Source organism: Agrobacterium sp. ES01, assembly GCF_050320885.1.
Lineage (GTDB): Bacteria > Pseudomonadota > Alphaproteobacteria > Rhizobiales > Rhizobiaceae > Allorhizobium.
Genome location: NZ_JBNQTH010000003.1, coordinates 660088 through 684231, shown reverse-complemented (window position 1 = coordinate 684231; position 24144 = coordinate 660088). Strand labels below are relative to the sequence as shown.

General features: G+C 57.7%; 17 protein-coding genes. 11 read left to right on the top strand and 6 right to left on the bottom strand.

Annotated elements, in window-relative coordinates; translation table 11 throughout:
• Positions 1-22 precede the first annotated feature (22 nt).
• Genes ACQQ2Q_RS12470 through ACQQ2Q_RS12455 form a run of 4 tightly spaced genes read left to right on the top strand, consistent with a single transcriptional unit; the run spans position 23 to position 5489 of the window.
• Complete coding sequence (locus ACQQ2Q_RS12470) at positions 23-1171, top strand: hypothetical protein (RefSeq protein WP_428187384.1); 1149 nt, start codon at positions 23-25, stop codon at positions 1169-1171.
• 1 nt (position 1172) lies between these two features.
• Positions 1173-3092 carry an AAA family ATPase gene (locus ACQQ2Q_RS12465; RefSeq protein ID WP_428187383.1) on the top strand — a complete coding sequence of 640 codons (1920 nt, stop codon included), beginning with the start codon at positions 1173-1175 and terminating at the stop codon, positions 3090-3092.
• Positions 3089-4387, top strand: coding sequence for a DUF6638 family protein (locus tag ACQQ2Q_RS12460; protein ID WP_428187382.1), 1299 nt, complete (start codon positions 3089-3091; stop codon positions 4385-4387). The genes ACQQ2Q_RS12465 and ACQQ2Q_RS12460 overlap by 4 nt, the downstream gene beginning before the upstream one ends.
• Positions 4380-5489, top strand: coding sequence for a DUF2333 family protein (locus tag ACQQ2Q_RS12455; RefSeq protein WP_428187381.1), 1110 nt, complete (start codon positions 4380-4382; stop codon positions 5487-5489). The genes ACQQ2Q_RS12460 and ACQQ2Q_RS12455 overlap by 8 nt, the downstream gene beginning before the upstream one ends.
• Positions 5490-5527: 38 nt before the next feature.
• Here ACQQ2Q_RS12455 and ACQQ2Q_RS12450 read toward each other — a convergent pair whose 3' ends face one another.
• The 3 genes from ACQQ2Q_RS12450 to ACQQ2Q_RS12440 form a co-directional block, all read right to left on the bottom strand.
• Positions 5528-5983 (bottom strand): PAS domain-containing protein, encoded by a 456-nt coding sequence (locus ACQQ2Q_RS12450; protein WP_428187380.1) that lies wholly within the window; start codon positions 5981-5983, stop codon positions 5528-5530.
• A gap of 202 nt (positions 5984-6185) precedes the next feature.
• On the bottom strand, positions 6186-6908 hold the full coding sequence (locus ACQQ2Q_RS12445) for a LuxR C-terminal-related transcriptional regulator (protein ID WP_428187379.1): 723 nt from the start codon (positions 6906-6908) through the stop codon (positions 6186-6188).
• Positions 6909-7071: 163 nt separating this feature from the next.
• On the bottom strand, positions 7072-7533 hold the full coding sequence (locus ACQQ2Q_RS12440) for an Lrp/AsnC ligand binding domain-containing protein (RefSeq protein ID WP_428187378.1): 462 nt from the start codon (positions 7531-7533) through the stop codon (positions 7072-7074).
• A gap of 110 nt (positions 7534-7643) precedes the next feature.
• Between ACQQ2Q_RS12440 and putA the strand changes: the two genes are divergently transcribed.
• From putA to ACQQ2Q_RS12425, 3 genes are all read left to right on the top strand, one after another.
• Positions 7644-10763 (top strand): bifunctional proline dehydrogenase/L-glutamate gamma-semialdehyde dehydrogenase PutA, encoded by a 3120-nt coding sequence (gene putA / locus ACQQ2Q_RS12435; RefSeq protein WP_428187377.1) that lies wholly within the window; start codon positions 7644-7646, stop codon positions 10761-10763.
• Between the two features lie 176 nt (positions 10764-10939).
• Entirely contained in the window at positions 10940-12619 is a 1680-nt protein-coding gene (locus ACQQ2Q_RS12430; protein WP_428187511.1) for a formate--tetrahydrofolate ligase, read from the top strand.
• Between the two features lie 273 nt (positions 12620-12892).
• On the top strand, positions 12893-15061 hold the full coding sequence (locus tag ACQQ2Q_RS12425; protein WP_428187376.1) for a TonB-dependent hemoglobin/transferrin/lactoferrin family receptor: 2169 nt from the start codon (positions 12893-12895) through the stop codon (positions 15059-15061).
• A gap of 48 nt (positions 15062-15109) precedes the next feature.
• On the opposite strand, the gene ACQQ2Q_RS12420 is transcribed toward ACQQ2Q_RS12425, so the two are convergent.
• The gene (locus tag ACQQ2Q_RS12420) at positions 15110-15934 is read right to left on the bottom strand and encodes an extensin family protein (protein ID WP_428187375.1); all 825 of its coding nucleotides are present in this window, start codon (positions 15932-15934) and stop codon (positions 15110-15112) included.
• A 299-nt stretch (positions 15935-16233) separates the two neighbouring features.
• Here ACQQ2Q_RS12420 and ACQQ2Q_RS12415 point away from each other — a divergent pair, with 299 nt between their 5' ends.
• Positions 16234-18423, top strand: coding sequence for an anthranilate synthase (locus tag ACQQ2Q_RS12415; protein ID WP_428187374.1), 2190 nt, complete (start codon positions 16234-16236; stop codon positions 18421-18423).
• A 257-nt stretch (positions 18424-18680) separates the two neighbouring features.
• Here the strand turns inward: ACQQ2Q_RS12415 and ACQQ2Q_RS12410 are convergent, their stop codons facing one another.
• Positions 18681-19247: a dual specificity protein phosphatase family protein gene (locus ACQQ2Q_RS12410; protein WP_428187373.1), complete on the bottom strand. Its 567-nt coding sequence runs from the start codon at positions 19245-19247 to the stop codon at positions 18681-18683.
• A 279-nt stretch (positions 19248-19526) separates the two neighbouring features.
• Here ACQQ2Q_RS12410 and ACQQ2Q_RS12405 point away from each other — a divergent pair, with 279 nt between their 5' ends.
• From ACQQ2Q_RS12405 to ACQQ2Q_RS12395, 3 genes are all read left to right on the top strand, one after another.
• Positions 19527-20441 (top strand): cation diffusion facilitator family transporter, encoded by a 915-nt coding sequence (locus tag ACQQ2Q_RS12405; protein ID WP_428187372.1) that lies wholly within the window; start codon positions 19527-19529, stop codon positions 20439-20441.
• Entirely contained in the window at positions 20438-20902 is a 465-nt protein-coding gene (gene queF, locus ACQQ2Q_RS12400; RefSeq protein ID WP_428187371.1) for a preQ(1) synthase, read from the top strand. The genes ACQQ2Q_RS12405 and queF overlap by 4 nt, the downstream gene beginning before the upstream one ends.
• 224 nt (positions 20903-21126) lie before the next feature.
• Positions 21127-23361, top strand: coding sequence for a putative bifunctional diguanylate cyclase/phosphodiesterase (locus ACQQ2Q_RS12395; RefSeq protein WP_428187370.1), 2235 nt, complete (start codon positions 21127-21129; stop codon positions 23359-23361).
• 77 nt (positions 23362-23438) lie between these two features.
• Here the strand turns inward: ACQQ2Q_RS12395 and ACQQ2Q_RS12390 are convergent, their stop codons facing one another.
• Positions 23439-24011 (bottom strand): HupE/UreJ family protein, encoded by a 573-nt coding sequence (locus tag ACQQ2Q_RS12390; protein ID WP_428187369.1) that lies wholly within the window; start codon positions 24009-24011, stop codon positions 23439-23441.
• Positions 24012-24144 lie beyond the last annotated feature (133 nt).

Below are 24144 nucleotides of genomic sequence, written 5' to 3'. Positions count from 1 at the left end.
TCGTCACGGTCGAGGCGTCGCCATGTTGAATGCCGTGGATGGCCCGGTCGCGCGTTATTTTCAGTCGGTCGAAGCCGCGCTGAACGGGCTTGCGATCTATCTCTCCAAGCCGGATCTTGGGGTGCCGGGTGCGGGAAGTGCCGGGCCTCTGCTGCTGCCTTACATCGAGCGATTGAAGAATTCCTTTGCGTGCTGGGAAAACCGGATCGGCTTTACCGAGCAGTTTCGCATATCCCGTGCCGAAAGCGGTTTCCCTGTTTTCCAGAATGTTCTGGAGTTGGAAAACGATCGCGGGACTGCCGAAAAGCGGTTGGCGTCGATACCGGAAGCGGGCGCGCTTCGATCCGAAATGGTCGACTTCATATTTCGCCAGAAAGAATTGCCCGAGGCATTGCAGTCGCAAATGGCAGAAAGGCTCTATCTGGAACAGATCGGCAAGGGGGAGATCTTTTCGCCCTTCGTGTTGCCCGAGACTGTGCGGGTGACGGTCAATTCTGCGACGCGCCGGCCTTATTACGTCGTGACCTGGGCCGCGTTCGATGGCTCAAACACGCTGCCGATGATCTATGTCGCCGGAATCGAGGATTCGGCTGCCAATGTGGCCAGGCTGCTGGTGACCGGGGACGGCAAGTTGAACGACGCGGTGGATATCCCGCTTCCCGTTGGCGGGCTTCTCAATCCGGAACTGGCGGCGCAGTTCGACGATTTTGCCGGCAAGAACAGCGCCTATTCGCTGACGCCGGCCACCATTGCCAGCAATATGGACAAGGATTTCGCCTCGCTGCACCCCAAGCATCTGCACCGTATGGTGCTGGGGCCGTTTTATGCGGCGGGCGTGACCGAAAACAGCAATCGCATTCAGGAGATCCTGACGCGCGTACGCAAGCCTGAAAATGCCTGGCTTTTGACCTGGACGATGCAGGAGATCTTTTCCAAGAAAGAGCGCCCGGAAAAGCGTGGGATTTTTTCGACGACGCCGGCGGCCGAGGAATTCCACATCGATACGGGCGATCTGGAGGCGGCGCGCATGGGCGTGTCCTCCTTCGAGAAACACGCATTGGTACCCCATGATGCCTATCAGGCGCTCTACGCATCCGGTGAGGCGGCGTCGATCTTCGGCAATTACCGGGTGCATGTGATTTCAGGAAATAATGTGGTGAGCGAGGTCTGAGATGAACGCACTCAATGCGGGGCTGACGACAATCCACGAAGACGAGATCGAAAAGCATCTTGCGGTGGCGCAGGGACTGGTGACACGCATGATCGTCCTGGATCAGGGCGACAGCCAGTCGGGCCCATCGCTTGCGGGGACCGGTCGACGTTTCGTCTCGCCCGTGGCCACAGGTTCGGTGCGCCGCACGCGTGAGGTGGAACTGGTCAAGACCATTGCCTCTCTGAAGGCCGGCGATCCGCTGATGTCGCCGCAAAGCCATGCGGTTCTTTATCGGGCGCGGCGCGGGGCGCAGGTGGCGCTTGCGGTGGGCGATGTTTTCGCACGACAGAGCAATCTGGAAGCGCTTCAGGCGCGCAACCGGTCGGCACCGCTTCAAGGGGCGGATGCCGAGCAGTTCAAGGCGCTGCTGGCAGCCTCGGCCTATGTCGCGTCCTTCACCTTTGCTGCCTATCTGGCATCGACGCTGGCGGGCGAGGGGGAGCCGGTCAACGACACCCGTGAGCCGGATTTCCTGTTCGATACACCGCAGGATGCCCTGAAAAGCATGATTGCCGGACTTGATGCAGCCATTTCCGGGTCGCCGGATGACCAGGCATTGACCGCGCGGGCGCGTGCCTTTGCCCGCGAGGCGCTGGAAGGACTGATTTCCCGCAAGGCGCGCTTCACCGGACTTGCCGGTTTCGACAATACGCATATCCGCATCGACCAGGACGATTTTACCCTGGATGGTTTCGATGTGGCGCCCGGCATGAAGCGCAAGCCGCTGGTGATGACCTTCAAGAAGCCGGAAGAGATCGTCGGCAACCACATTGCCAAATATCAGGCGCTCAAGCTTGCCAAGATGATGATGGCCTACGACTTCGACCGACAGATGAATCCGTTTGTCGAGCTTGGCGGCTTTCTCTTTACCTTTATCGGCGACGGCATGCCGGGAACAGGCAAGACCATACTCATCCAGATGCTGGCGGGCATGTTGAACGATTACTGCCAGGTCGCAGGGTATGCCTTCCATTACGAGAATTTCGGCGTCGACCAGATTTCGTCCTATCAGGGCAAATCCGGCCAGAATGCCAAGGAATTCATCAACAATGTGATCAATCCCCGCGCCATCGGCTTCGGCACGATCGACGATATCGATCAGGTGGCGGCAAAGCGCGCCGATGACCGGGCATCAGCCGGCCAGCAGGAAGTGACTGCCGTTTTGATGGAGAGCTTTGCCGGGGCCTCGACCGTGGTGCGCGGCAATTGCAGTTTCGGCATGTTCTCCAACTACCCGGAAAATGTCGACGATGCGCTGCGTCAGCGGGCGGGTGCGCGCTGGCTGGTGGATGGTCCGCAGACCGAACACGACTATATCGACATCTTTGCGCTTCTGATCGGCAAGAACCACTCACTGCCTCTGGGCGACCATACGCTCTTTGCCGACCAGGAGATCAAGCGTGCGGTGGCCACCTCCTATGCGCAGCACAGCCAGCCGAAAGAGGCGGGGCTGGTGTCTGTCTGGGAGCGCTACGAGACGGCGCATGGAAAGATCAGGACCCTTGCCGATGTCGGCGCCTATCTGCATGAGATCAAATTGGCGGAACCGCGCTTTACCGGACGTGCGATCAAGAACATCACCGATGCGATCAAGATGCGGGCCATGGATGTGGAACTGCCCGACGAGTGGTTCGAAACGCCTGATGCCTTCATGCACAAAGGCTATGACGAGAAGAAAGCGATGATCGAGGCGCTGCGCGGGCCGATCACGATGGACATGATCCTGCAGGAGGTCAACCGCTACGCCGACAGCGAATTCCGCTACACCGACAAATCCGACAATGCTGCCGTCTCCGACATTATCCGCCGTGAACGCCAGCGCGAAAAGGCCATCGCCGAGATCGAAGCGATGAAACGCGATGGACGGTGGCAGGGATGAACCGCCTTCTCGCAGCTGAGCTGATCTATGGGCGGTTGCTGACGATTCGCGAGCCGCATCTGATCGAACGATACAACAAGGCGCTGGCCGGGTTCGGACTGCGGGGAACGCAGCTCGAAAGCTTCGATATCGATATGACCGGGTTTTCGCCGCAGATTGCAGATGAGCTGGGTGACAAGGATTATCTCGATCCCGACCGGGTCAATCGACGCTTCATCATCATGACGCCGGATCAGGAAAACCTCCCGGTGGTGCATACGAGTTTTTCCAATACCGCAGGCCTGATGCACGAGTTCTTTGACGCCAATGTGCGGGCGATCAACGCGGTCACAATCAAGGACGCGCTCTATGGCGAGATCGAGGATTCGGTCGCGCGGGTGGAGACACTCGAGGATCTGCTGTCCATCAACGAGGTGCGTTTTCGGGTCCTGTCTGCCGAGGATCTTCTCGGCAAAGCTGCGGAGTTGCGCCAGCTTGCCGATCGCCTGCGCAGTTCCGACAATGCCTGGCGTGACGATGCCATGCTCAACCGGATGGTGGAGCTGGTCAAGCTGACCGGGGATATCCGCCAGAATGTACTGGTGCCGGACAAGCTGGTCTTTCGCCATGACGCCTATTGGGCAAACCATTTCGGCGGAGTGTTCATCTTCGTCGACGAGAAGAACACGACGGTGATCTGCGATCCCGAGGCACCGGGTTTCCGCCGCTCGCGTCCGTGGCAGGTGAGCTATATCGGGCTTGACGATCCGTCGCGCATTTTCGACTTTCTGGCCCGCACCGGCCGCATCGAGTTGCCCCGCGCCAGTTGGGTCGAAGCTTCGGGACTTTACAGGCATCGGGCCGACATGGCTTTGACGGCGCTTGCCGAGCGCTCTGAGCCAGACACAGACATGTCGAAGATCGATGGGATCTGGTTGCAGACCTGGGCGCAGCGCAATGCCGGTCTGGTGGCGGAGGAGGGAAGCTATCCCTTCTTGATGGATATGCAGCGCGCAATCGCCCGCACCGGCAATATCCGTATGGAGGAGATCTCGGCCAGGCAGCGCTTTATGCTGATCCGGGCAGCGCCGCAGCATCCGGACCAATGGCTGACCAACAGGCTGATCGCCCAGTTCAATCCAGCCGACTTCGTGTCCCGCTTCATCTTCGACAAACAGGGTTTCTATCAGGCTTATGAGGGATATCGCGAAACCTACCGCGAATTTGTTGTATCACGACTGACGGCAACATATCTGCAGGACAAGAAACGCTTCCGAAAGCAGCTTTACGACATAGGAGACGAGACGAATGCTTGATCCGATCATCGCGTTTTTCCAGCGCATCTTCAGCGCGATCGGGCGGGGTGTCGGCCTTGTTGTCGCCTGGCTGCTCTGGCCGTTTCTCGCCGCCCATGGCTGGTACAAGGATCGCAACTGGCTGATCAAGGGACCTATCATCCTGGTCCTGGCGGTGCTGGTCGCATCATACGGATGGTTCTTCTGGCGCACGCAGATCTGGTATGGTTTCGACACCCAGATGGTGGAGAAATATGACTTCGCCAAGCGCACGGTCGCGGCCGGTGAAAAACTGCCCGATCAACCCAATGCGTGCCAGAACTCGGCAATTGCAACGGTCGCTGCGGATCTGACCGATCTCAACGTCAACCAGAATGCATGGGTGTCGTCGACACTTCTCTACAAGCTTGGTTTCTTCGGGATCGACTGGGACAATACGCCCTTCTTCGACAACAAGGCCTCTTTCCAGCGCGGTGTGAATCAGGTGGTTCGGCGCGTGGCAATCGAGCTTGCCGACAATCTGGGGCGAGTCCGCGGCACATCCGGCATCAACAGCGATCTTCAGGAAGCGCGCGGGCGCATCCAGTATGACGAGGAGGCCTGGTATTTTGGCATCCATCCATTGGGCTTTCGCTCGACGACACCTGCCACCTACCGGTCTGCGATACGCTACTGGCGCCAGTTCAATGCCGATCTGCAGCAGTGCAAATCCGTCTTCGACACAAGAGCGGACAATCTGATGCAATTGCTCGACCGTGCGGCGAGCGACCTTGGCAATACGTCCGATATCCTGCGCCGTCGGTCGGAGGATTATAATGCCGGATGGTTCGACACACGTGCCGACGATCGCTTCTGGTTTGCTTACGGTCAGCTCTACGCGCTGCGTGCCATTCTTGCGGCAACGCATGCCGACTTTCAGGACGTGATCCGCGAGCGCAATCTGCAGAGCCTCTGGATGCAGACGGAAGAGCAGGTCGAGGCTGCATTGAGAGTGCAGCCGGCAATCATTTCCAATGGTGCGGAAGACGGCTGGATCATGCCCACCCATTTGGCCACCATGGGCTTTTACATTCTGCGCGTGCGCTCCAACATGGTGGAGTTGCGGACTGTGCTCGACCGTTAGCCGCCCACAGGGAAGGGGTGGGAAACTGCCTCTTTTCGCTATTGCTTTTCGGATGAGAAGCCCACGGTGCGCAGGCGCTCGAAAAACTCGTAGGTGACGCCGACCACTTCGCCTGCTGTGCCAGCCTTCTCACGGTATTTTCCCACCGTGCGTACAAAGCGGTGGTTACCGTCTTTGCGGCGCACACGGTATATGCTGTGGTAGGTTTCGTTATGAACGCTTGCGCGTTCGAAAGCCTCCATGACCATCGGCAAATCCTCCGGATGGATCTTGTGTCCGAACTCGACCATGTTCAGCGGTCCGTCGTGATAGGTCATCTCGAAGATTTTGAAGACATCGGGCGTGGCATACAGGAGCCCGCTGTCGAGATCGATCCGGAAAAATCCATAGTAACGAAAGGCTGTAACAAGCTCGACAATCTCGGCATTGGAAATGCCGACAGCGTTGCCATCATGCAGGCCAGGATCTGAATGCTGGTCAAAATGTGTTGGCAAGCTGTGCACCTTCGTGTCTTCAGGATGGGCGAGGACCGCTCCCCGTCCATCCAAATGCTCAATGTCCGTCGCCTGCTAGCGTGGCGTAAAGCGATCAGGTGCATCCTGCGACACGGTATATGGGCAAAGCATATCACACGATATGCTTGCCCTTCCCACGCATGCCGCCTGGCGCACCCGGTTCGCAGTCTTATATTACAAGTTAGTTAATTAGTTTCAACCGGATCGCCTTGGCCACGAGCTGGGTGCGGTTGACACAATCCAGTTTCTTGATGGCATTTGTCATATAGGCATTGATCGTGTGATCAGACAGCGAGAGGATTTGCCCAATCTCGATCGAGGTCTTGCCCTGAGCCGTCCATCTGACGACTTCCAGCTCGCGGGCAGACAAGGCGTTGGGGGCGGAGAGTTCTATGCGCCGCATACGGTCAAAGACGTCGAATGCGTGAAGCGATACCATGCTGAGTTCGTTAAGCTCAGACTGGTTAAGCAGAGGGCGACTGCCGTAGAAGCGGATCAGAAAGCGGGTCGAATCGACGGAATTGAAATTGAGTACGACACCGGACGACATGCCAAAGCGCAGGAAAAGTTCGCACATGGCGTCGGAGCAATCGAAGCGATAGGCGATGTTCGGGTCATTGATGCGCCACATCTGAGGCAGAACGCTGTCCTTCACACGGCCACCAATAGGACAGTCACGCAGGTAGTGGTTGCGGTCAAATTCGCGTAGGAATGGCAGCGGGACGGAGCCGTAATGAACCAGCGGCGCTGCCAGACTGTCGTTCGGCCCGGGGGCAGTCATCACGGCGAAATAGGCGTAGCCGAACTCATGGGCGATGCGATGCATCACCTCACTGAATTGGGTTTTTGTTTCACAACCCGAAATTTCGCTGTTCAACAGCGATTGGCGCTCCGCAATGATCATTTCTGATTTCTAAAATTACCGTGATTGGTATGTTATCGTTAACAAATATATCATGTTCCAACAAAAGCTAGTCTTTTTTTGTCATGAATTATCCGCTCCGCGCATATCCTTTGTCATTCCTTGCAATTGGAGCGCAAAGACAGGGTTTAGTGTTTACCGCAAGTCAAACAGGAATGTGTCCGGTGTCCTTGATTTCTTCCATCACGGCATAGGTGTGGGTTTCCCTAACCCCCGGAAGTGCCAGAATCACATCGGATAGAAATTTGCGGTAGGCGTCCATCCCCGAAACGCGCGCTTTCACAAGATAGTCGAAGCCGCCGGCAACCATGTGGCACTCCATCACGTCGTCGCTACGTTTCACGGCCCGGGCAAAGGCATCGAAGACGTCCGGTGTGGTGCGGTCCAGTTTGACCTCAATAAACACGATCAGTTCGCGGTCGAGCTTTTGCGGTGACAGAATTGCCATGTATCCTGTGATGACACCGTCGCGGGTCAGGCGGCGTACCCGCTCGGCTGTCGCTGTCGGCGACAGGTTGATGCGATCTGCGAGCTCGACATTGGTCAGGCGGCCATCGTTTTGAAGCGCTCTGAGGATCTTGCGGTCGACCTTGTCGATTTCTTTCATAAAACACTACCTTCAGGAATAATTGCAGTTACTTTCACCGTTTGAGTATTCATCTTTAGTGAGATTATCTGCAAATTCGTTTATATGCTGCATCAACCACGGAGGCAACCATGAGTGCATCAGCTATGACCGAGATTTCCCAGTTTGACGCCCCATTTGGCGGTGACGATGATCGCTTGTTGCGCGATGTGGCGGGGCAGATTTCGCTTTCGTCGAGCCAGGAGCAGTCGATTGACCGACGCGCGACGAAGTTCATCCAGGCTATCCGGAACGATTCCGGCTCTGTCGGCGGTGTCGAGGATTTCCTTCGGGAATACGGGCTGTCCACGCGCGAGGGGCTAGCGCTGATGGTTCTGGCAGAAGCGTTGCTGCGCGTGCCGGATGCTCATACGCAGGACAAGCTGATCGAGGACAAGCTGAAAGAAGGCGGCTGGAGCCAGCACGAAAGCAGCGCCGAAAGCTGGTTCGTTTCGGCTTCGGCCTGGGCACTCGGCATGTCGGCCAAGGTCATCCGGCCCGGTGAGACGCCGGAAGGCGTGGTGCGTGGGCTGATGAAGCGGGTTGGGCTGCCGACGGTTCGCAATGCTACCCGTCAGGCGATGCGGTTCCTCGGACATCACTTCGTGCTTGGCGAGACCATGAAGGAAGCACTGTCGCGGGCCGCCAAGAGCGAACAGAAGGGCTACCGCCACTCCTTCGACATGCTGGGCGAGGGTGCCCGCACGGCGGCGGATGCCAAGCGCTATTTCAAGTCCTATGCGGATTCGATCGAATCCATCGGCACCTTCATGGCGAAGAACGCCAAGGGCAAGGAATTGCCCGACCGTATGGGCATTTCCGTCAAGCTTTCGGCCCTTCATCCCCGTTATCTGGCCACCCATCGTGAGCGGGTGATGCGCGAACTGGTACCGGATCTGTTGAAGCTCGCGCAGATGGCCAAGGCGCATCAGCTGAACTTCACCGTGGATGCCGAGGAGGCCGACCGTCTGGAGCTTTCGCTCGATGTGATCGCTGCCGTCTTTGCAGATCCGTCGCTGGATGGCTGGGACGGATTCGGTCTGGCCATTCAGGCCTATCAGAAGCGTGCGCCTGAGGTGATCGATTTCGTCGACACTCTTTGCAAGACCCATAACCGCCGCATGATGGTGCGGCTGGTCAAGGGAGCCTATTGGGATACCGAGGTGAAGCGGGCGCAGGAGCGCGGTCTGGACGATTATCCTGTGTGGACGCGCAAGCCGGCGACAGACCTTGCCTATCTCGGTTGTGCGGCGCAGATGCTGGAAAAGCGAAAGCGCATCTTCCCGCAATTTGCCACCCATAATGCGCTCACCGTTTCGACCATTCTGGAACTGGCCGGTGCCGACCGCAGCGGCTTCGAATTCCAGCGTCTGCATGGCATGGGCGAGGCGCTTTATGACAATCTTCTATCGGGCAATGAACGCATTGCCTGCCGCATCTATGCACCGGTTGGCGGTTATCGCGATCTTCTGGCCTATCTGGTGCGCCGCTTGCTGGAAAATGGCGCCAACTCCTCTTTTGTCGCCGTTGCTGGCGACAAGAATGTGCCGATCCGTTCGCTGCTGGAACGACCTGCAGAGCGTCTCGGGCTTGGCAAGGGTGTGAGCGCCCGCCATAACCAGATCCCGATGCCGGATGGCCTCTACGGCGCGCGCAAGAACAGTTCCGGCCTGGAATTCGGCCACCGCGAAACTCTGGACGCCTTGCTCGTGCGTGTCGACAGCAAGGCGACCAAAGTTGATGCAACGCCATTGGCACCGGGGGCGACGGGCCAGGGCGAGGCGCGTCCGGTTCTGTCGCCGTCCGACCGCAGCCGCGTGGTCGGCTCGGTGCGCGATGCAGCACCGGCGGATGTGGATCGCGCCTTTGCGGCTGCCACAAAGGGCTTTGCCAAATGGTCGCGCCGGCCCGTCGACGAGCGCGCCCTATGCCTCGACAAGATGGGCGATGCGCTGGAAGAAAACCGCGACCGTTTTCTGGCGCTGCTTTCGGCAGAGGCTGGAAAGACTTTGGATGACGGCATTGCCGAAATCCGCGAGGCGATCGACTTTTGCCGCTATTATGCCGCTGAGGCGCGTCGCCAGTTTACGGCGCCTGAATCCATGCCCGGCCCCACCGGTGAGACAAATCGCCTGATGTGGCGCGGACGCGGCGTCTTTGCCTGTATCTCGCCCTGGAATTTTCCGTTGGCGATCTTCCTCGGTCAGGTCTCTGCCGCACTCGTCGCGGGCAATGCGGTGATCGCAAAGCCGGCACCCCAGACACCCCTTGTTGCGTTTGAAGCCGTCAAGCTGTTCCATCAGGCAGGCGTTCCGCAAGACGTGCTCTTCCTTTTGCCGGGTGGTCCGGAGATCGGTGCGGCCATCACGGCGCATCCGAAGCTTGCCGGTCTTGCCTTTACCGGCTCAACGGCAACGGCCAAGGCGATCAACCGCACACTGGCGGACAAGGACGGGCCGATTATTCCGCTGATTGCAGAGACCGGCGGTATCAACGCCATGATCGTCGACGCCACGGCGCTTGCCGAACAGGTGACGGATGATGTGGTGATGTCTGCCTTCCGGTCTGCCGGACAGCGCTGCTCGGCGCTGCGCATTCTCTATCTGCAGGACGATATTGCCGATGGCATGCTGGAGATGATCGAAGGGGCGGCAATGGAGTTGAACCTTGGCGATCCATCGCTTCCGAACACAGATGTCGGGCCGGTGATCGACGAAAAGCAGAAGGGCATGCTGACCGCCCATGTGGACGAGATGCGCAAGACACAGAAGGTGCGCTACGCTGGCACCACGCCGAATACCGGCAACTTCTTTGCGCCGCACATCATCGAGCTCGACAAGGCCGAGGCGCTGACGCGCGAAGTCTTCGGGCCGGTGCTGCATGTGGTGCGCTGGAAGGCCAAGGATCTGCCCAAGGTGATCGCGGCGATCGGTGATACCGGATACGGGTTGACACTTGGCGTCCACAGCCGGATCGAGGCGACCGTACGCATGGTGACGGATGCTCTCGACACCGGCAATATCTACATCAATCGTAACATGATCGGTGCTGTTGTCGGCACGCAGCCGTTTGGCGGCTCAGGCCTGTCCGGGACCGGCTTCAAGGCCGGCGGTCCTGCCTATCTGCTGCGCTTTGCGGTCGAGCAGGTGATTTCCGTCAACACTGCGGCTGCCGGTGGCAATGCCAGCCTGATTGCCCTTGGCGAGGGCTGAGCGCTCGTTCGGTCCCTCTGACAGAAGAGAGGGCTGCCCGATGGACAGCCTTTTCCTGCCCATTTAGCCAAATTTGGCAGGGGACTTGGCCGAAAAGCACTCGCCTTCCACCTTCGTTCAGGCTCTAATCCGGCGCAAAGCCGGAACGGCCAATGGACGCAGGAGAGGTGACACTTATGGCGGAGATCAAGTCGGATATCGAGATCGCACGCGCGGCAAAAAAGCAGCCGATCATGGAGATCGGTGCCAAGCTTGGTATGGTGCCCGAGGATCTCATTCCCTATGGCCATGACAAGGCGAAGGTTGAGGCCGGGTTTATTGCCGGGCTGAAAGACCGGCCCGACGGCAAGCTCATCCTTGTGACCGCCATCAATCCGACGCCTGCAGGCGAGGGCAAGACCACGACCACCGTCGGGCTTGGCGACGGGTTGAACCGGATCGGCAAGAAGGCGGTCATCTGCATTCGCGAGGCTTCGCTTGGCCCCTGCTTCGGCGTGAAAGGTGGTGCTGCAGGCGGTGGGCATGCGCAGGTGGTGCCGATGGAGGATATGAACCTTCACTTTACCGGCGATTTCCACGCCATTACCTCGGCCCATAACCTGCTCGCCGCCCTGATCGACAATCACATATACTGGGGTAACGAGCAGAATATCGACACGCGCCGCGTGACCTGGCGTCGGGTCATGGACATGAATGACCGCGCCTTGCGCGAGATCGTCTGTTCGCTGGGCGGTGTGGCCAACGGCTATCCGCGCGAAGCGGGCTTCGACATCACGGTCGCCTCGGAGGTCATGGCGATCCTGTGCCTGTCTCGGGATCTGAAGGATCTGGAGCAGCGGCTCGGCAATATCATCATCGGTTACCGGCGCGACAAGAGCCCGGTCTTTGCGCGCGACATCAAGGCCGATGGCGCGATGACGGTGCTGCTGAAGGATGCCATGCAGCCGAATCTTGTGCAGACGCTGGAGAACAATCCGGCCTTCGTCCATGGCGGTCCCTTTGCCAATATCGCCCATGGCTGCAATTCGGTGATTGCCACAACAACTGCGCTCAAGCTTGGCGAGTATGTCGTGACGGAAGCCGGCTTCGGGGCCGATCTGGGGGCGGAGAAATTCTTCGACATCAAATGCCGCAAGGCCGGGCTGAAACCGGCTGCCGCCGTCATCGTTGCGACGGTGCGGGCACTGAAGATGAATGGCGGCATCGCCAAGGAGGATCTTGGCACCGAAAACGTCGAGGCACTGACGCGAGGCTGCGCCAATCTGGGCCGGCATGTTGCCAATGTGCGCAAATTCGGCGTTCCGGTGGTGGTTGCCATCAACCACTTCATTTCCGATACCGAGGCGGAAATCGAGGCGGTGAAGGACTATGTCTCGCATCTGGGCTGCGACGCCATTTTGTGCCGGCACTGGGCGGAAGGTTCAGCCGGCATTGAAGAGCTTGCCCGGCGCGTTGCCGAACTGGCCGATAGCGGTCAGGCACAGTTCAAGCCGCTTTATCCCGACAATCTGTCTCTTCTGGAAAAGATCGAAACGGTTGCATCCAAGATCTATCACGCGGGCGAGGTGACAGCGGACAAAGCGGTGCGCGACCAGTTGAAGGCCTGGGAAGAGCAGGGCTATGGCGACTTGCCGGTCTGTATTGCCAAGACACAATATTCATTCTCCACCGATCCGACCCTGCGCGGTGCGCCGGAAGGCCATAGCGTGCATGTACGTGAGGTCCGTTTGTCTGCCGGTGCCGGCTTTGTGGTGGCAATCACCGGCGAGATCATGACCATGCCGGGCTTGCCACGCTCGCCATCGTCTGAGCGGATTTTTCTCAACGATATCGGTCAGATAGAGGGGCTTTTCTAAGCCCATCCGCCAACTACCTCATATGGTGATTCAAATCGTGAGCCGCAGCCCTGGTGCGGCCGCGATTGCCGGCGTCGCGTATGAGACGATCTGAAAAGAATAACATGAGTTTAATAATCATGATTTTTAAATTGACTTAAAAAATCATGTTTTATATGGCTAGCGGCAGGCAGCCAAAAGCAACCCACCACATTTCAATCAGTTCGTAACGGATCCTGGCCGGCATATCGCTGTGCACGGCGCGTCTTCGCGCGGATCCGTCAAGGGGGTCTCATGTCAAATTCACTCCGCGCGTCGCTGCTGGCTTGCACCGCGCTGGCCGCATTTTCCATTCCTGTTTTCGTGTCCGCCCAAGACGCTGCCAGCGATGACGCGACCCAGCTCGAGACTATTGTCGTCAAGGGCAAACGCGTATTGAAGGGATCGGTCGGCGATACACCGCTTGCGACGCAAACGACGGCAGAACATATTGCACAGAAAGATATCAGGGATCTTGATGACCTCGGCAACACCATCGAGCCAGGTGTCTCTTGGGTTGGCGCGTCACAGAGCGTAAATATTCGTGGTCTCGAAGGTGATCGCGTGCTGACAACGATTGATGGCATTCCGGTGCCCTATCTGGCGGACGGCATCTGGAGCTCTTATGGCGGCGCGAATACCTATGATTTCTCGCAGCTTTCGACTGTCGATATCCTGCGTGGCGGAGACTCCAGCAAGGCCGGCTCTGGCGCATTGGGTGGCGCTGTACTGCTTCGAACACTTGAGCCAGAAGATCTGATTGCAGAGGGCAAGGACTGGGGTGGCGTTGCTAAGTCGACTTACGATAGCTCTGACAAGTCTATCGGCGGGTCGGTCGCCGTCGCGAAAAAGATTGGCGCGACATCCATGCTGTTCCAGGGCTCCTACACGCATGGGCAAGAGAAAGACACCGGCGGTGACGTCGGGGGGTATGGCTCGACCCGTACGAAAGCAGATCCCACGGATTATAATCAGTACGATCTCATGTTGAAACTTCGCCATGAGCTGGAAGGCGGGCATACGATTGGTGTTACCGCCGAACATTACCAGAAGAAAGCGGACATCGATAATCTGTCCAATAGTGAAAATGGCTCGCGCTACGAAGTCGGTACCTACAAAGTGGACGAAGATGCCGAGCGCTACCGTTTATCGCTCGATTACAATTATGATGCAGTGGCAGCGGACAGCCTGATCGACAGTGCTTGGGCCAAACTCTATCTTCAGCGCAGCGAACGCTACTACGCGACAGATGCTTACCGCTTGACCGATCCCGTTGGGGACTATGAGCGTGACACCACAAATACCGAGAAGAGCTATGGCTTCACCGGTGGCGGCAATTCTGATTTCAGCACCGGCAATTTGCATCACGGCGTTAATTTTGGTTTCGACTTCGCCTTCACACAGAACCACCAATACACCCATGGTGACGATAGTTGCGACGAGAACTATGTTTCCGCATGCTCCAACTATCATATCAACCAGTCCAACGCGCCGGACGTTGATTCCTACAAGCTCGGGGCTTATGTCGAAGACACGGTGGCATTCGCCGATACCGGTTTCTCGCTGACGCCCGGCCTACGCTTCGACTGGTACAAATTTGCTCCACAGGCTTCCGCCGGCTACGAAAATGCTGATGGATATAGCGGCCTTCCAGACGGGCAGAGCAATTGGCAGCTTTCGCCAAAACTCCGCGCTGCATGGCAGGTAGCGCCGGAAGTCGAACTCTATGCGCAGTTCTCGACCGGCTTCAAGTCACCCAACGTGACGCAGCTCTATCTGGGCTATGTCAGCACCTATTACCAATCGATCGGCAATCCGGATCTAGACCCTGAAACAAGCTACGGCTTCGAGGTCGGTGCCAATTTGGGTGATGACGATTTTGGTGCTCATATTGCAGCTTTCACGACGCGCTATAAAGATTTCATCGATACCGAGACGTCCGGTTCCTATTTTACTGGCGACCTAACATATCAGTACTTTAACCGCTCAAATGTTCGCATCTCAGGTTTGGAGGCGCGCGCGAACAAGCGCTTCGGCAAGTTCAACCTTCACGGCAGTCTCGCTTACGCCTATGGAGAGGATCTTGATACTGATGAGGTTCTCGACACAGTTGCGCCGTTCAAGGGCATCGTTGGCGTAAGTTACGACGCCGAAAGCTGGGGCGCGGATGCGAGCCTTGTCGGATCGGCTGCGGTCAGGAGTGATTCCACTGCGAGCACTAAGCCTGGCGGCTATGGTGTGGTCAACCTGACGGGTTGGTGGGAACCAGAGCAGACCAAGGGGTTGCGCATTCAGGCAGGCGTCTACAACCTCTTCGACAAGACCTATTACGACGCTCTGGAGGTCAAGAACGTCTCGAACGCAACCGAGCTCTATTCTGAAGCTGGTCGCTATTTCAAAGTCTCGCTGACACAACGCTTCTAGGTCTTCAGCCTATAAAGGCGGCGCCATCCAGCGCCGCCTTTTCCATTTCTACCGGCAATAGCGATACCCGCCGCGCCGCTCGATCACGTCCAGATGCATGTGGTCCTGGTGGGCGGCGTCGCTACCGGGGGAGAGGACAGTGGTGAAGTAAAGGCAGGCTGCGGCGTTGAATGTGCGCTGGAAAGCGTCTTCCAGCGTACTGTCTTCCTGCTTCACAATGCGCATCGGCACCGTCGTCTTGCCGAAACTCAGTGAGGCGATGTCGATGCCGTTGCCGCGGGCATGTTCGGAGATCTTGCCGGTCTTGGCACTGTTTCTAAGCCTGCAGACATAGCCGGATGCCTGGTTGATGGAGGTGAGCGCTGCTTTGCCGGGAAGGCCCGTGCGGGCGGCGGGAATGATGAACTGCTTGGAAGTGCGCGCGAGCTGAAGAGCCGTCTCGCAGCGGATCGTGGCGGGCGGCGATAGCGAGACGCCGGGCAGGACCTTGTCGACGATGAGTGGTTTGTCGATGCCGCAGCCATTGCCGTCATCGATGCGATCCACTTCCCTGAAGCTTGCGCCGATGGCTTTGAGATCAGCAAGGCAGCCAGCATAGGCGGCTGGATCCTCCGTCTCAACGGGCGGGGGCGCTGGTGCTTTGACTTCTTTCTCCTCTTCGGGATTTGGGGTTTCTTCTTCCGCTTCGGTTGCAGTCTTGTCTTTCTGGTCGGTCACGGTTTCCGTGTCCGGCTTCTCTACCGATGTTTCTGCCGGCTTCGTCGCTGTCGGCTTGCTGTCGGGGAGCGGGCCTTGTTTGGGCAAATCGGTCGCTGCGAATGCGCATGTCTGGAGCAAAAGAATCGCCAGGGTGGTGATGGTCGTCCGTCGCATGTGATCGCCTTCTACAAGTTTCCGCCAAGTTCAAACGCATCAAAACTCCATAGGTTGCCTTGATGGCAGAAATGGAAGGGATCGCATGTCATATCTGCACTTGCGCAAAGGATCGACGCAGGCTAACAATTCGCACCATGAACATGTCGCAGAACATTGGTAACTGGTGGTGGGCACGCTAACGCGGCCTTGACCAGTCATGTCTGAACGACAGAGTGTGATGAAGCCGCCCGGAAAACCTGAGGCGGCTTTTTTGTATTCAGCGCCCGGGGCCGGGCCTGAACAGGGAGCAGAAAACTATGGTGACGGTTATTCACGATGACGGCGGAGAAACCTATGAGACGCGCGGCGGCATTGCCGTTACGCGTAGCCGCCGGCCGGTCTCCTATGCAGATGCGATCAGTTCAGCGATCGACAAGCTGGACGAGCGTCGCGGTGCGGTGTTTTCATCCAACTATGAATATCCCGGTCGCTATACGCGTTGGGATACCGCCATCGTCGATCCACCGCTCGGGCTTTCGTCCTTCGGTCGCAAGGTTTGGATCGAAGCCTTCAACGAGCGCGGTGAAGTGCTGCTGTCCTTCATCGCCGAGCGCCTGAAGACGGTATCTGAGCTCACACTGGGCGAGAGAACAGATCGGCGACTTGATCTCACCATCAACGAGCCAGACCGCATTTTCATGGAAGAAGAGCGTTCGAAAATGCCGACGGTGTTTACCGTTTTGCGGGCGATCACCGATCTCTTCCATTCCGAGGCCGATTCTGCCATCGGGCTGTTTGGCGCCTTCGGTTACGATCTCGCCTTCCAGTTCGATGCCATCAAGTTGTCGCTCGAGCGGCCCGAAGATCAGCGCGATATGGTGTTGTTCCTGCCGGATGAGATTATCGTGGTCGACCATCATGCCGCCAAGGCGTGGATCGATCGCTATGATTTTGAAAAGGGTGGTGTGACCACCTATGGCAAGTCGCAAGAGATTGCGCCTGAACCGTTCCAGCCGACCGATACGATCCCGCCAAGGGGCGATCACCGCCCGGGTGAATATGCAGCGCTGGTCACCAAGGCCAAAGAGAGCTTCCGCAAGGGCGATCTTTTCGAAGTGGTGCCCGGGCAGAAGTTCATGGAGCGCTGCGACAGCAAGCCTTCAGCAATCTCAAAGCGGCTGAAGGAGATCAATCCTTCGCCCTATTCCTTCTTCATCAATCTCGGGCAACAGGAATTTCTGGTCGGTGCCTCGCCGGAAATGTTTGTGCGCGTCTCCGGTCGCCGCATCGAGACCTGCCCTATCTCCGGAACCATCAAGCGTGGCGACGATCCGATTGCCGATAGCGAACAGATCCTGAAGCTTCTTAACTCCAAGAAGGATGAGAGCGAGCTTACCATGTGCTCGGACGTCGATCGCAACGACAAGTCGCGCGTCTGCGAGCCGGGTTCGGTCAAGGTGATCGGTCGCCGCCAGATCGAGATGTATTCGCGGCTTATTCACACGGTCGATCATATTGAAGGGCGTTTGCGCGACGATATGGACGCCTTTGACGGTTTCCTGTCCCATGCCTGGGCGGTGACGGTCACCGGTGCGCCGAAGCTCTGGGCCATGCGCTTCATCGAGCAACACGAGAAGAGCCCGCGTGCCTGGTATGGCGGTGCCATCGGTATGGTTGGCTTCAACGGCGACATGAATACCGGTCTGACGCTCAGGACAGTCCGGATCAAGGATGGCATCGCCGAAGTCCGCGCCGGTGCCACGCTTCTCAACGATAGCGACCCGCATGAGGAAGAAGCCGAAACCGAATTGAAGGCATCCGCCATGATTGCAGCTGTACGCGACGCCAAGTCCGGCAATGATACCAAATCCCAGCGCGGGGTCGCCAAGGTGGGGCAGGGCGTCAATATCCTGCTGGTCGACCACGAAGATTCCTTCGTGCATACGCTTGCCAATTACTTCCGCCAGACCGGCGCGACCGTCTCGACGGTGCGCACTCCGGTTGCCGAAGAGGTGTTCGACCGGATGAAGCCCGACCTTGTGGTGCTCTCACCCGGTCCTGGCACGCCTGCCGATTTCGATTGCAAGGCGACCATCAAGAAGGCGCGGGCCCGCAACCTGCCCATTTTTGGGGTCTGCCTTGGCCTGCAGGCGCTGGCGGAAGCCTATGGTGGAGAGCTGCGCCAGTTGGCAGTGCCGATGCACGGCAAGCCTTCGCGCATCCGCGTGCTGGAGCCGGGTATCGTGTTCTCCGGCCTTGCCAAGGAAGTGACTGTCGGTCGCTACCATTCGATCTTTGCCGATCCGTCGACCCTCGACCGCGATTTCATGATCACGGCGGAAAGCGACGACGGCACGATCATGGGCATTGAACACACCAAGGAGCCGGTGGCCGCCGTACAGTTCCACCCGGAATCGATCATGACGCTTGGGCATGATGCCGGCATGCGGATGATCGAGAATGTTGTGGCGCATCTTGCCAGGCGGACGAAGGTGAAGGCTGCTTAAGCCGTTTGGGGCGGGACGCCGTCGGTGCCCCGTCTTGCCCCTAGACAGTGGCCCATATGCTTCCCAGAGCAACCAGGAATGTGCCCACCAAATACAGTGATCGGTAGACCCATTGATTCAGTTGCTCTGACAAAGTTTGATCATTTTGGGTAAGCGGAATTGGAATAATGGGTTTCATCGTGAGTTGTCGATACTGAGGTCCACTGTTCAGTTTAAAACTGAACCGAGACGACGATATTTTCCATCCGCAATAAGCCTCAGCTCGGCAAACCGATATATTTCTCAAAGGCTTCCCATGTGTCATCCATGGCGTAGCTCTTCATGAATGGCAGGTTTATGTGGCCATAGAGGGGGGAGAGCTGCCACTCAGCCGCTTCCTCGTCGACGCCCGCGATCTGTTGAAGATACATGACGGAGGCGAGGCCGGAGCGGTCGGCGCCCCCCTGGCAGTGGACGAGGATCGGAGTTTCGGCATTGCGCATGGTCGCGATCAGCGCTTCTGACTGTTGGCTATCTAGCGCGCGCTTGGCTGACATGCGGAAATTGACGAAGGTCGCATTGTGCGCCCGGACGGCTTCGACCTCGCGATTATACCAGTCGCTGCTCAGATTTTCGCCGCGCAGGTTGATGACGGTCTTGATCCCGTAGCGATCGATGTAGCGGCCGAGCGCCTCAGGCGAAAGCTGCGCCGAACGGTAGAATTTGCCGGGTACGACTTCGTGGAAATTGCCGGAGACATAGAGGTAACCGATCCAGGCGCCGAGGCCAAGCATTGCTGCCATACAGACCAGGGCGGCATTGCGTGCAATGGACGTCAATTTCATCGGTTTCCTCCCGGCAGCACGCAATTGGCACCATGTTTCATTAACGATGATTGCGGCGGCTTGATAGCGCGTCACGGTATATTCATCAAATTAAATGTACTGAGGCGGGTGCTTTGATTGTCTGTGTGCAGTCGCTATCGGGAAGGGTGTTGCAATTGACGGGCTGTGGCAATTGGCCTAATGCGGCGCCATAAACCGTCCGCGCCAGCCGTGGGCGGTTTCGTCGTTTTTGATTTGTGCACTGCAAGTCGCTCGCAACTGCAACAAAGGTCCAGCGTTTTGGCTCGTACAGACAATCTTGTTCAACGTATTGCCTTCTGGGGTATCCCGCTCGCCTTTGGCGTGATGGGCCTGAAGCTTGTCGCCTGGTGGCTGACGGGTTCCGTAGCATTGTTGTCGGATGGCCTTGAATCGACGGTCAACGTGATCGCTGCCTTCATCGCCTATTTCGTCATCCGCTACGCGCACAAGCCGGCCGATGACGACCATCCCTACGGGCATCACAAGGCGGAGTATCTGTCGGCTGTTCTCGAAGGCGTGCTGATTGTGGTCGCGGCGCTGGTCATTCTGAATGAGGCGGTCAGGGCGCTTTGGGATCCGCAGGTGCTGGATGCGCCTGTGCTCGGGCTGGCCATCAATGCGGTGGCGGGTGTCATCAATTTCATCTGGGCCGGTCTGCTGGTTCGTGTCGGCACGGCGCATCGCTCGCCGGCCCTTCTGGCAGACGGGCATCATATCATGTCGGATGTGGTCACATCCGTGGGCGTGCTGATCGGGCTCATTCTGGTGGTGATCACCGGTTACGCCGTTCTCGATCCGCTCCTTGCCATTCTGGTTGCACTCAACATCATCTGGCAGGGTTGGAAGGTGATTTCGCATTCTGTCAGCGGGTTGATGGACAAGGCGGTGGAAGCGCATGAGGAAATGGCGATCAAGGCTGCGATCGCCACGCATTCTGCCGGTTCTCTTGGCGCACACTATCTCCGCACCCGACGTGCAGGGGCTGCGACATTCGTCAGCTTCGATCTCGTGGTGCCTGCGGATATGCCCGTCGGTGCAGCGCATGAGATCTGTGATCGTCTTGAAATTGCCATCCACGAGGTGTTGCCGGGATCACGCGTGACAATCCATGTCGAGCCGGAAAGCGAAGAAGCCCACGGCGTGCGTGTCAATGTAGAGGAGACTGGACAATGAGCATGACCGATGTTTCAGGGCTGACGCAGCTCGGTACCAATGTGGACGCGCCCGTGAGCCCGGAGGCTGCGGTGCTGGAACGGGTTCCCAACAGCAATGCCGGTACAGACTTCGTCGTGCGGTTTACCGCGCCGGAATTCACCTCGCTTTGCCCCATGACCGGTCAGCCGGATTTTGCGCATATCGTGATCGACTATATCGCGAACGATTGGCTGGTCGAGTCGAAGTCACTCAAGCTGTTTCTCGTCTCTTTCCGCAATCACGGCTCGTTCCACGAGGATTGCTCCGTTTACATTGCAAAGCGCATCGTGGAACTGCTCGATCCGAAATGGCTGCGGATCGGAGCCTACTGGTATCCGCGCGGTGGTATCCCGATCGATGTCTTCTGGCAGACCGGCGAGGCGCCCAAAGGTGTCTGGTTGCCGGATCAGGGTGTGCCGACCTATCGCGGTCGCGGATGAGCCGTTATTAATAGTAGCTATCTCTAACGTTTTTGTGTTTTCAGGCTTCTAGTTGTTGTCGCTTGGAAAGTGATTCCAGTTTGCGCGTCGAGGGCGCCCCAGGCGGAAGGCCCGACTTCGTTTGGCGCATTAAAACGCACTTCACTAAGATTGCGCACATTAATTCATTCTAAAATTTAACATTTTCCCTTTAATTCAGGCAATTCTAATTTGTGAGGAGCTGAATGACGGGCCTGATCGGGAAACGTGCATCTGCAGCGATACCCATGCGCGTGGTCGGCCTTTCCGTGCTTGGAACGGCGTTTGCGGCGCTTTTGATCGTTGCGGCACTTGGTTGGGTTATGAGCGCGGTTGACGAGGTGTCGACGCAACGTGAAATCAAGATCGTCAGGCGCCTGACCGATACATTTCGATATCACATAGCTCACGAACAGGAGAGTGCGACGATATGGGACGATAGTGTCCGGTACTTGTCTGCCCCGCAAGGCAAGCAGAAAGACGATTGGATCGATAGCAATCTTGGCAGCTGGATGCACAGCTATTTCGGCCACGACTACGCCTTTGTCATCGATAGTGACGATCAGCCGGTCTATGCCTCATCAGGTGGGGAACGCGCCGACAATGGACGTTTTGAAACGGTGCGCGCTATCGTCAGTCCTATGGCGAAAGCACTGAGACGCCGTCTTCTTGATGGTGAGGTCGAAATTGGCGGCGATGGCAATCTCTCGCCCGGTGTCTCTGACATCGACTATGTCGAGGGGCGTCCGGCGATTGTCAGTCTCAAGCCTGTGATATCCGATACAGGCATGATTACCCAGGCCCCTGGACGGGAGTATATTCATGTGGCCGTGCGGCGGCTCGATAGCGCCCTTTTGAACGAACTTTCCTATGAGTATGGCTTCCAGGACCTGCATTTTTCTCCGGTCGATAAAACATCGAATTTCGACGCCTCAATGGCCTTTGAGAAGACGGACGGCAGTATTCTCGGATACTTCATCTGGAGCCCGATTCGTCCCGGTCTGGTCTTCCTCAAGTCGATCCTACCCTACCTGGCCGCGCTCTACGGTTCGATCACGATCGTCATCGTGACATTCTCCGTTCTTCTTCATCGCCGCAGACAGGTCAACCGGGCGCAGGAAGATCGGATCCACTATCTGGCGACTCATGACGCCTTGACCGGTCTGTTGAACCGCGCATCCTTCGAGGGCGGGTTTGAACGATTGCTATACAAAAGAGAAATCGAACACCAAGCGCTGGCCGTGCTCTATCTCGATCTCGATCGCTTCAAGCACATCAACGATAGTTATGGTCACGCCGCCGGCGATGCCGTGATTGCCGCGATCGCTGACCGAATCCGGTCTGAAATGCCAGGAGGGGCGCTTGTTTCGCGCGTTGGCGGCGATGAATTCAACGCGGTCGTACCCGTTCAGTCGGTGTCCGCCGCCGGCGAACTTTGTGAACGGATATTATCTGTCACCGGTGTTCCTATCTCCTTTGGAGACCATGAGATCACCGTCGGTACCTCGATCGGCGTTGCCTTTTGGTCTGGCGATGAAACGGATCGCGGCGAACTGGTGCGCCAGGCGGATGTGGCGCTTTATGCCGCAAAATCCAGTGGGCGGGGTCAATATGCGATATTCGATGTGCATATGGAGGCGCGGGATCAGGAGCAGATGGCTTTGCAACGGGAGTTGAAGGCATCCGTTAACGATCTGAGCCAGTTCAAGGTGTTGTACCAACCCAAATACGCAACCCTCACCGGTCAGATCGATAGCGCTGAAGCGCTGGTTCGATGGATGCATCCGTCGCGTGGAGAGTTGTTGCCGGACGCCTTTATTCCCCTGGCGGAGGAAGCGGGGGTTATTCAACAGATCGGGCTTCGTGTGCTTGAAGAGAGCTGTCGCGCAAGCAAGAACTGGCCATTGTCTCGGGTCTCGGTCAACGTGTCGCCGGTGCAGTGGAGCGATCCCAATTTTTCGCTCTCTGTCGCGGCGATCCTGTCGCGCGCCGGATTCGATCCCAACAGGCTGGAACTGGAGATTACCGAGAGCGCCTGGATAAGAGACGCGGATAGCTGCAGCCGGAATATCATGGCGCTCAGGGCCATTGGCATTACCATCGCGCTGGACGATTTCGGGGTTGGCTATTCCAGTCTCGCCAGGCTGCAGAGCATGGAGGTCGATCACGTGAAGATCGACAAGCGTTTCATCGACGGTATCGGGACATCGAAGTGCGATGAAACCATCGTCAGGGCCATCATCGACATGGCTCGTGCCAAGGGATTGTTGACGACGGCGGAAGGTGTGCAGACGGAGCAGCAGTATGCGTTCCTGAAGGACATTGGCTGCGACAGCCTTCAAGGTTTCCTGTTTTCCCGCCCGATCGCGGAGGAGGATATCGATGCGCTGTTGCGGGTGGCCAAGGCCCCGCTCGATGGTGTTTTGGAACGAGCCGGTTAAAACGTATCGAACACGGCGCAAATCAAAAACGGCGGGCCATGAGCCCGCCGTCTTCCGTTTTACAGACTATCGCTGGATCAGCCGAAAACCAGAGCCGCGCCGCCCAGAGCGGTGACGACGCCCAGAACGCGCGTCACTGTCGGACCGAGGCGGGAAAGACCCAGACCCGCGCCAACGCCAATGGCATGAAGGGTCGCGGTTGCAATCAGGAAGCCAAGGCCGAACTGCATCGCGCCGGCGGCACCCAGTTCTCCGCCATGGGCATAGCCATGAAAGAGCGCGAAAGCGCCGACAACAGCGGCCGAAGCGGAGGCCGGAAGGCGCGCAGCGGTTGCGACCAGAAGGCCAAGGCCGATGACGGATGCGAGGATGGCAGGCTCAACGAAGGGCAAGCTGAAACCGGCAATGGCCAGAACGAAACCGAGAGCCATGGTGCCGACAAAGGCTGCGGGCACAGCGATCAATGCGCGACCGCCGATTTGCGAGGCCCAGAGACCGACTGCGATCATGGCCAAGATGTGGTCAGCACCGAAAAACGGATGCGAGACACCGGCCATGAATGAGCCGTGTTCCGCGGGATTAAGGTGGGCAAAAGCTGGTGCCGAGGCGGCGGCAAAAATGGCTGCGGTGAGTGAAATGCGTTTCATCATATTGTCTTGTCCCTCATTTGGTCGACATGGCGCCTGGACATCAGTCGCGCCAGTCCCGTCTATAAACTGGCAAGCAGACTAGCGTAACCCGTTTTCCTCTGTCCATGGCGAATTCTGCCGTCTGCCAGCTTGT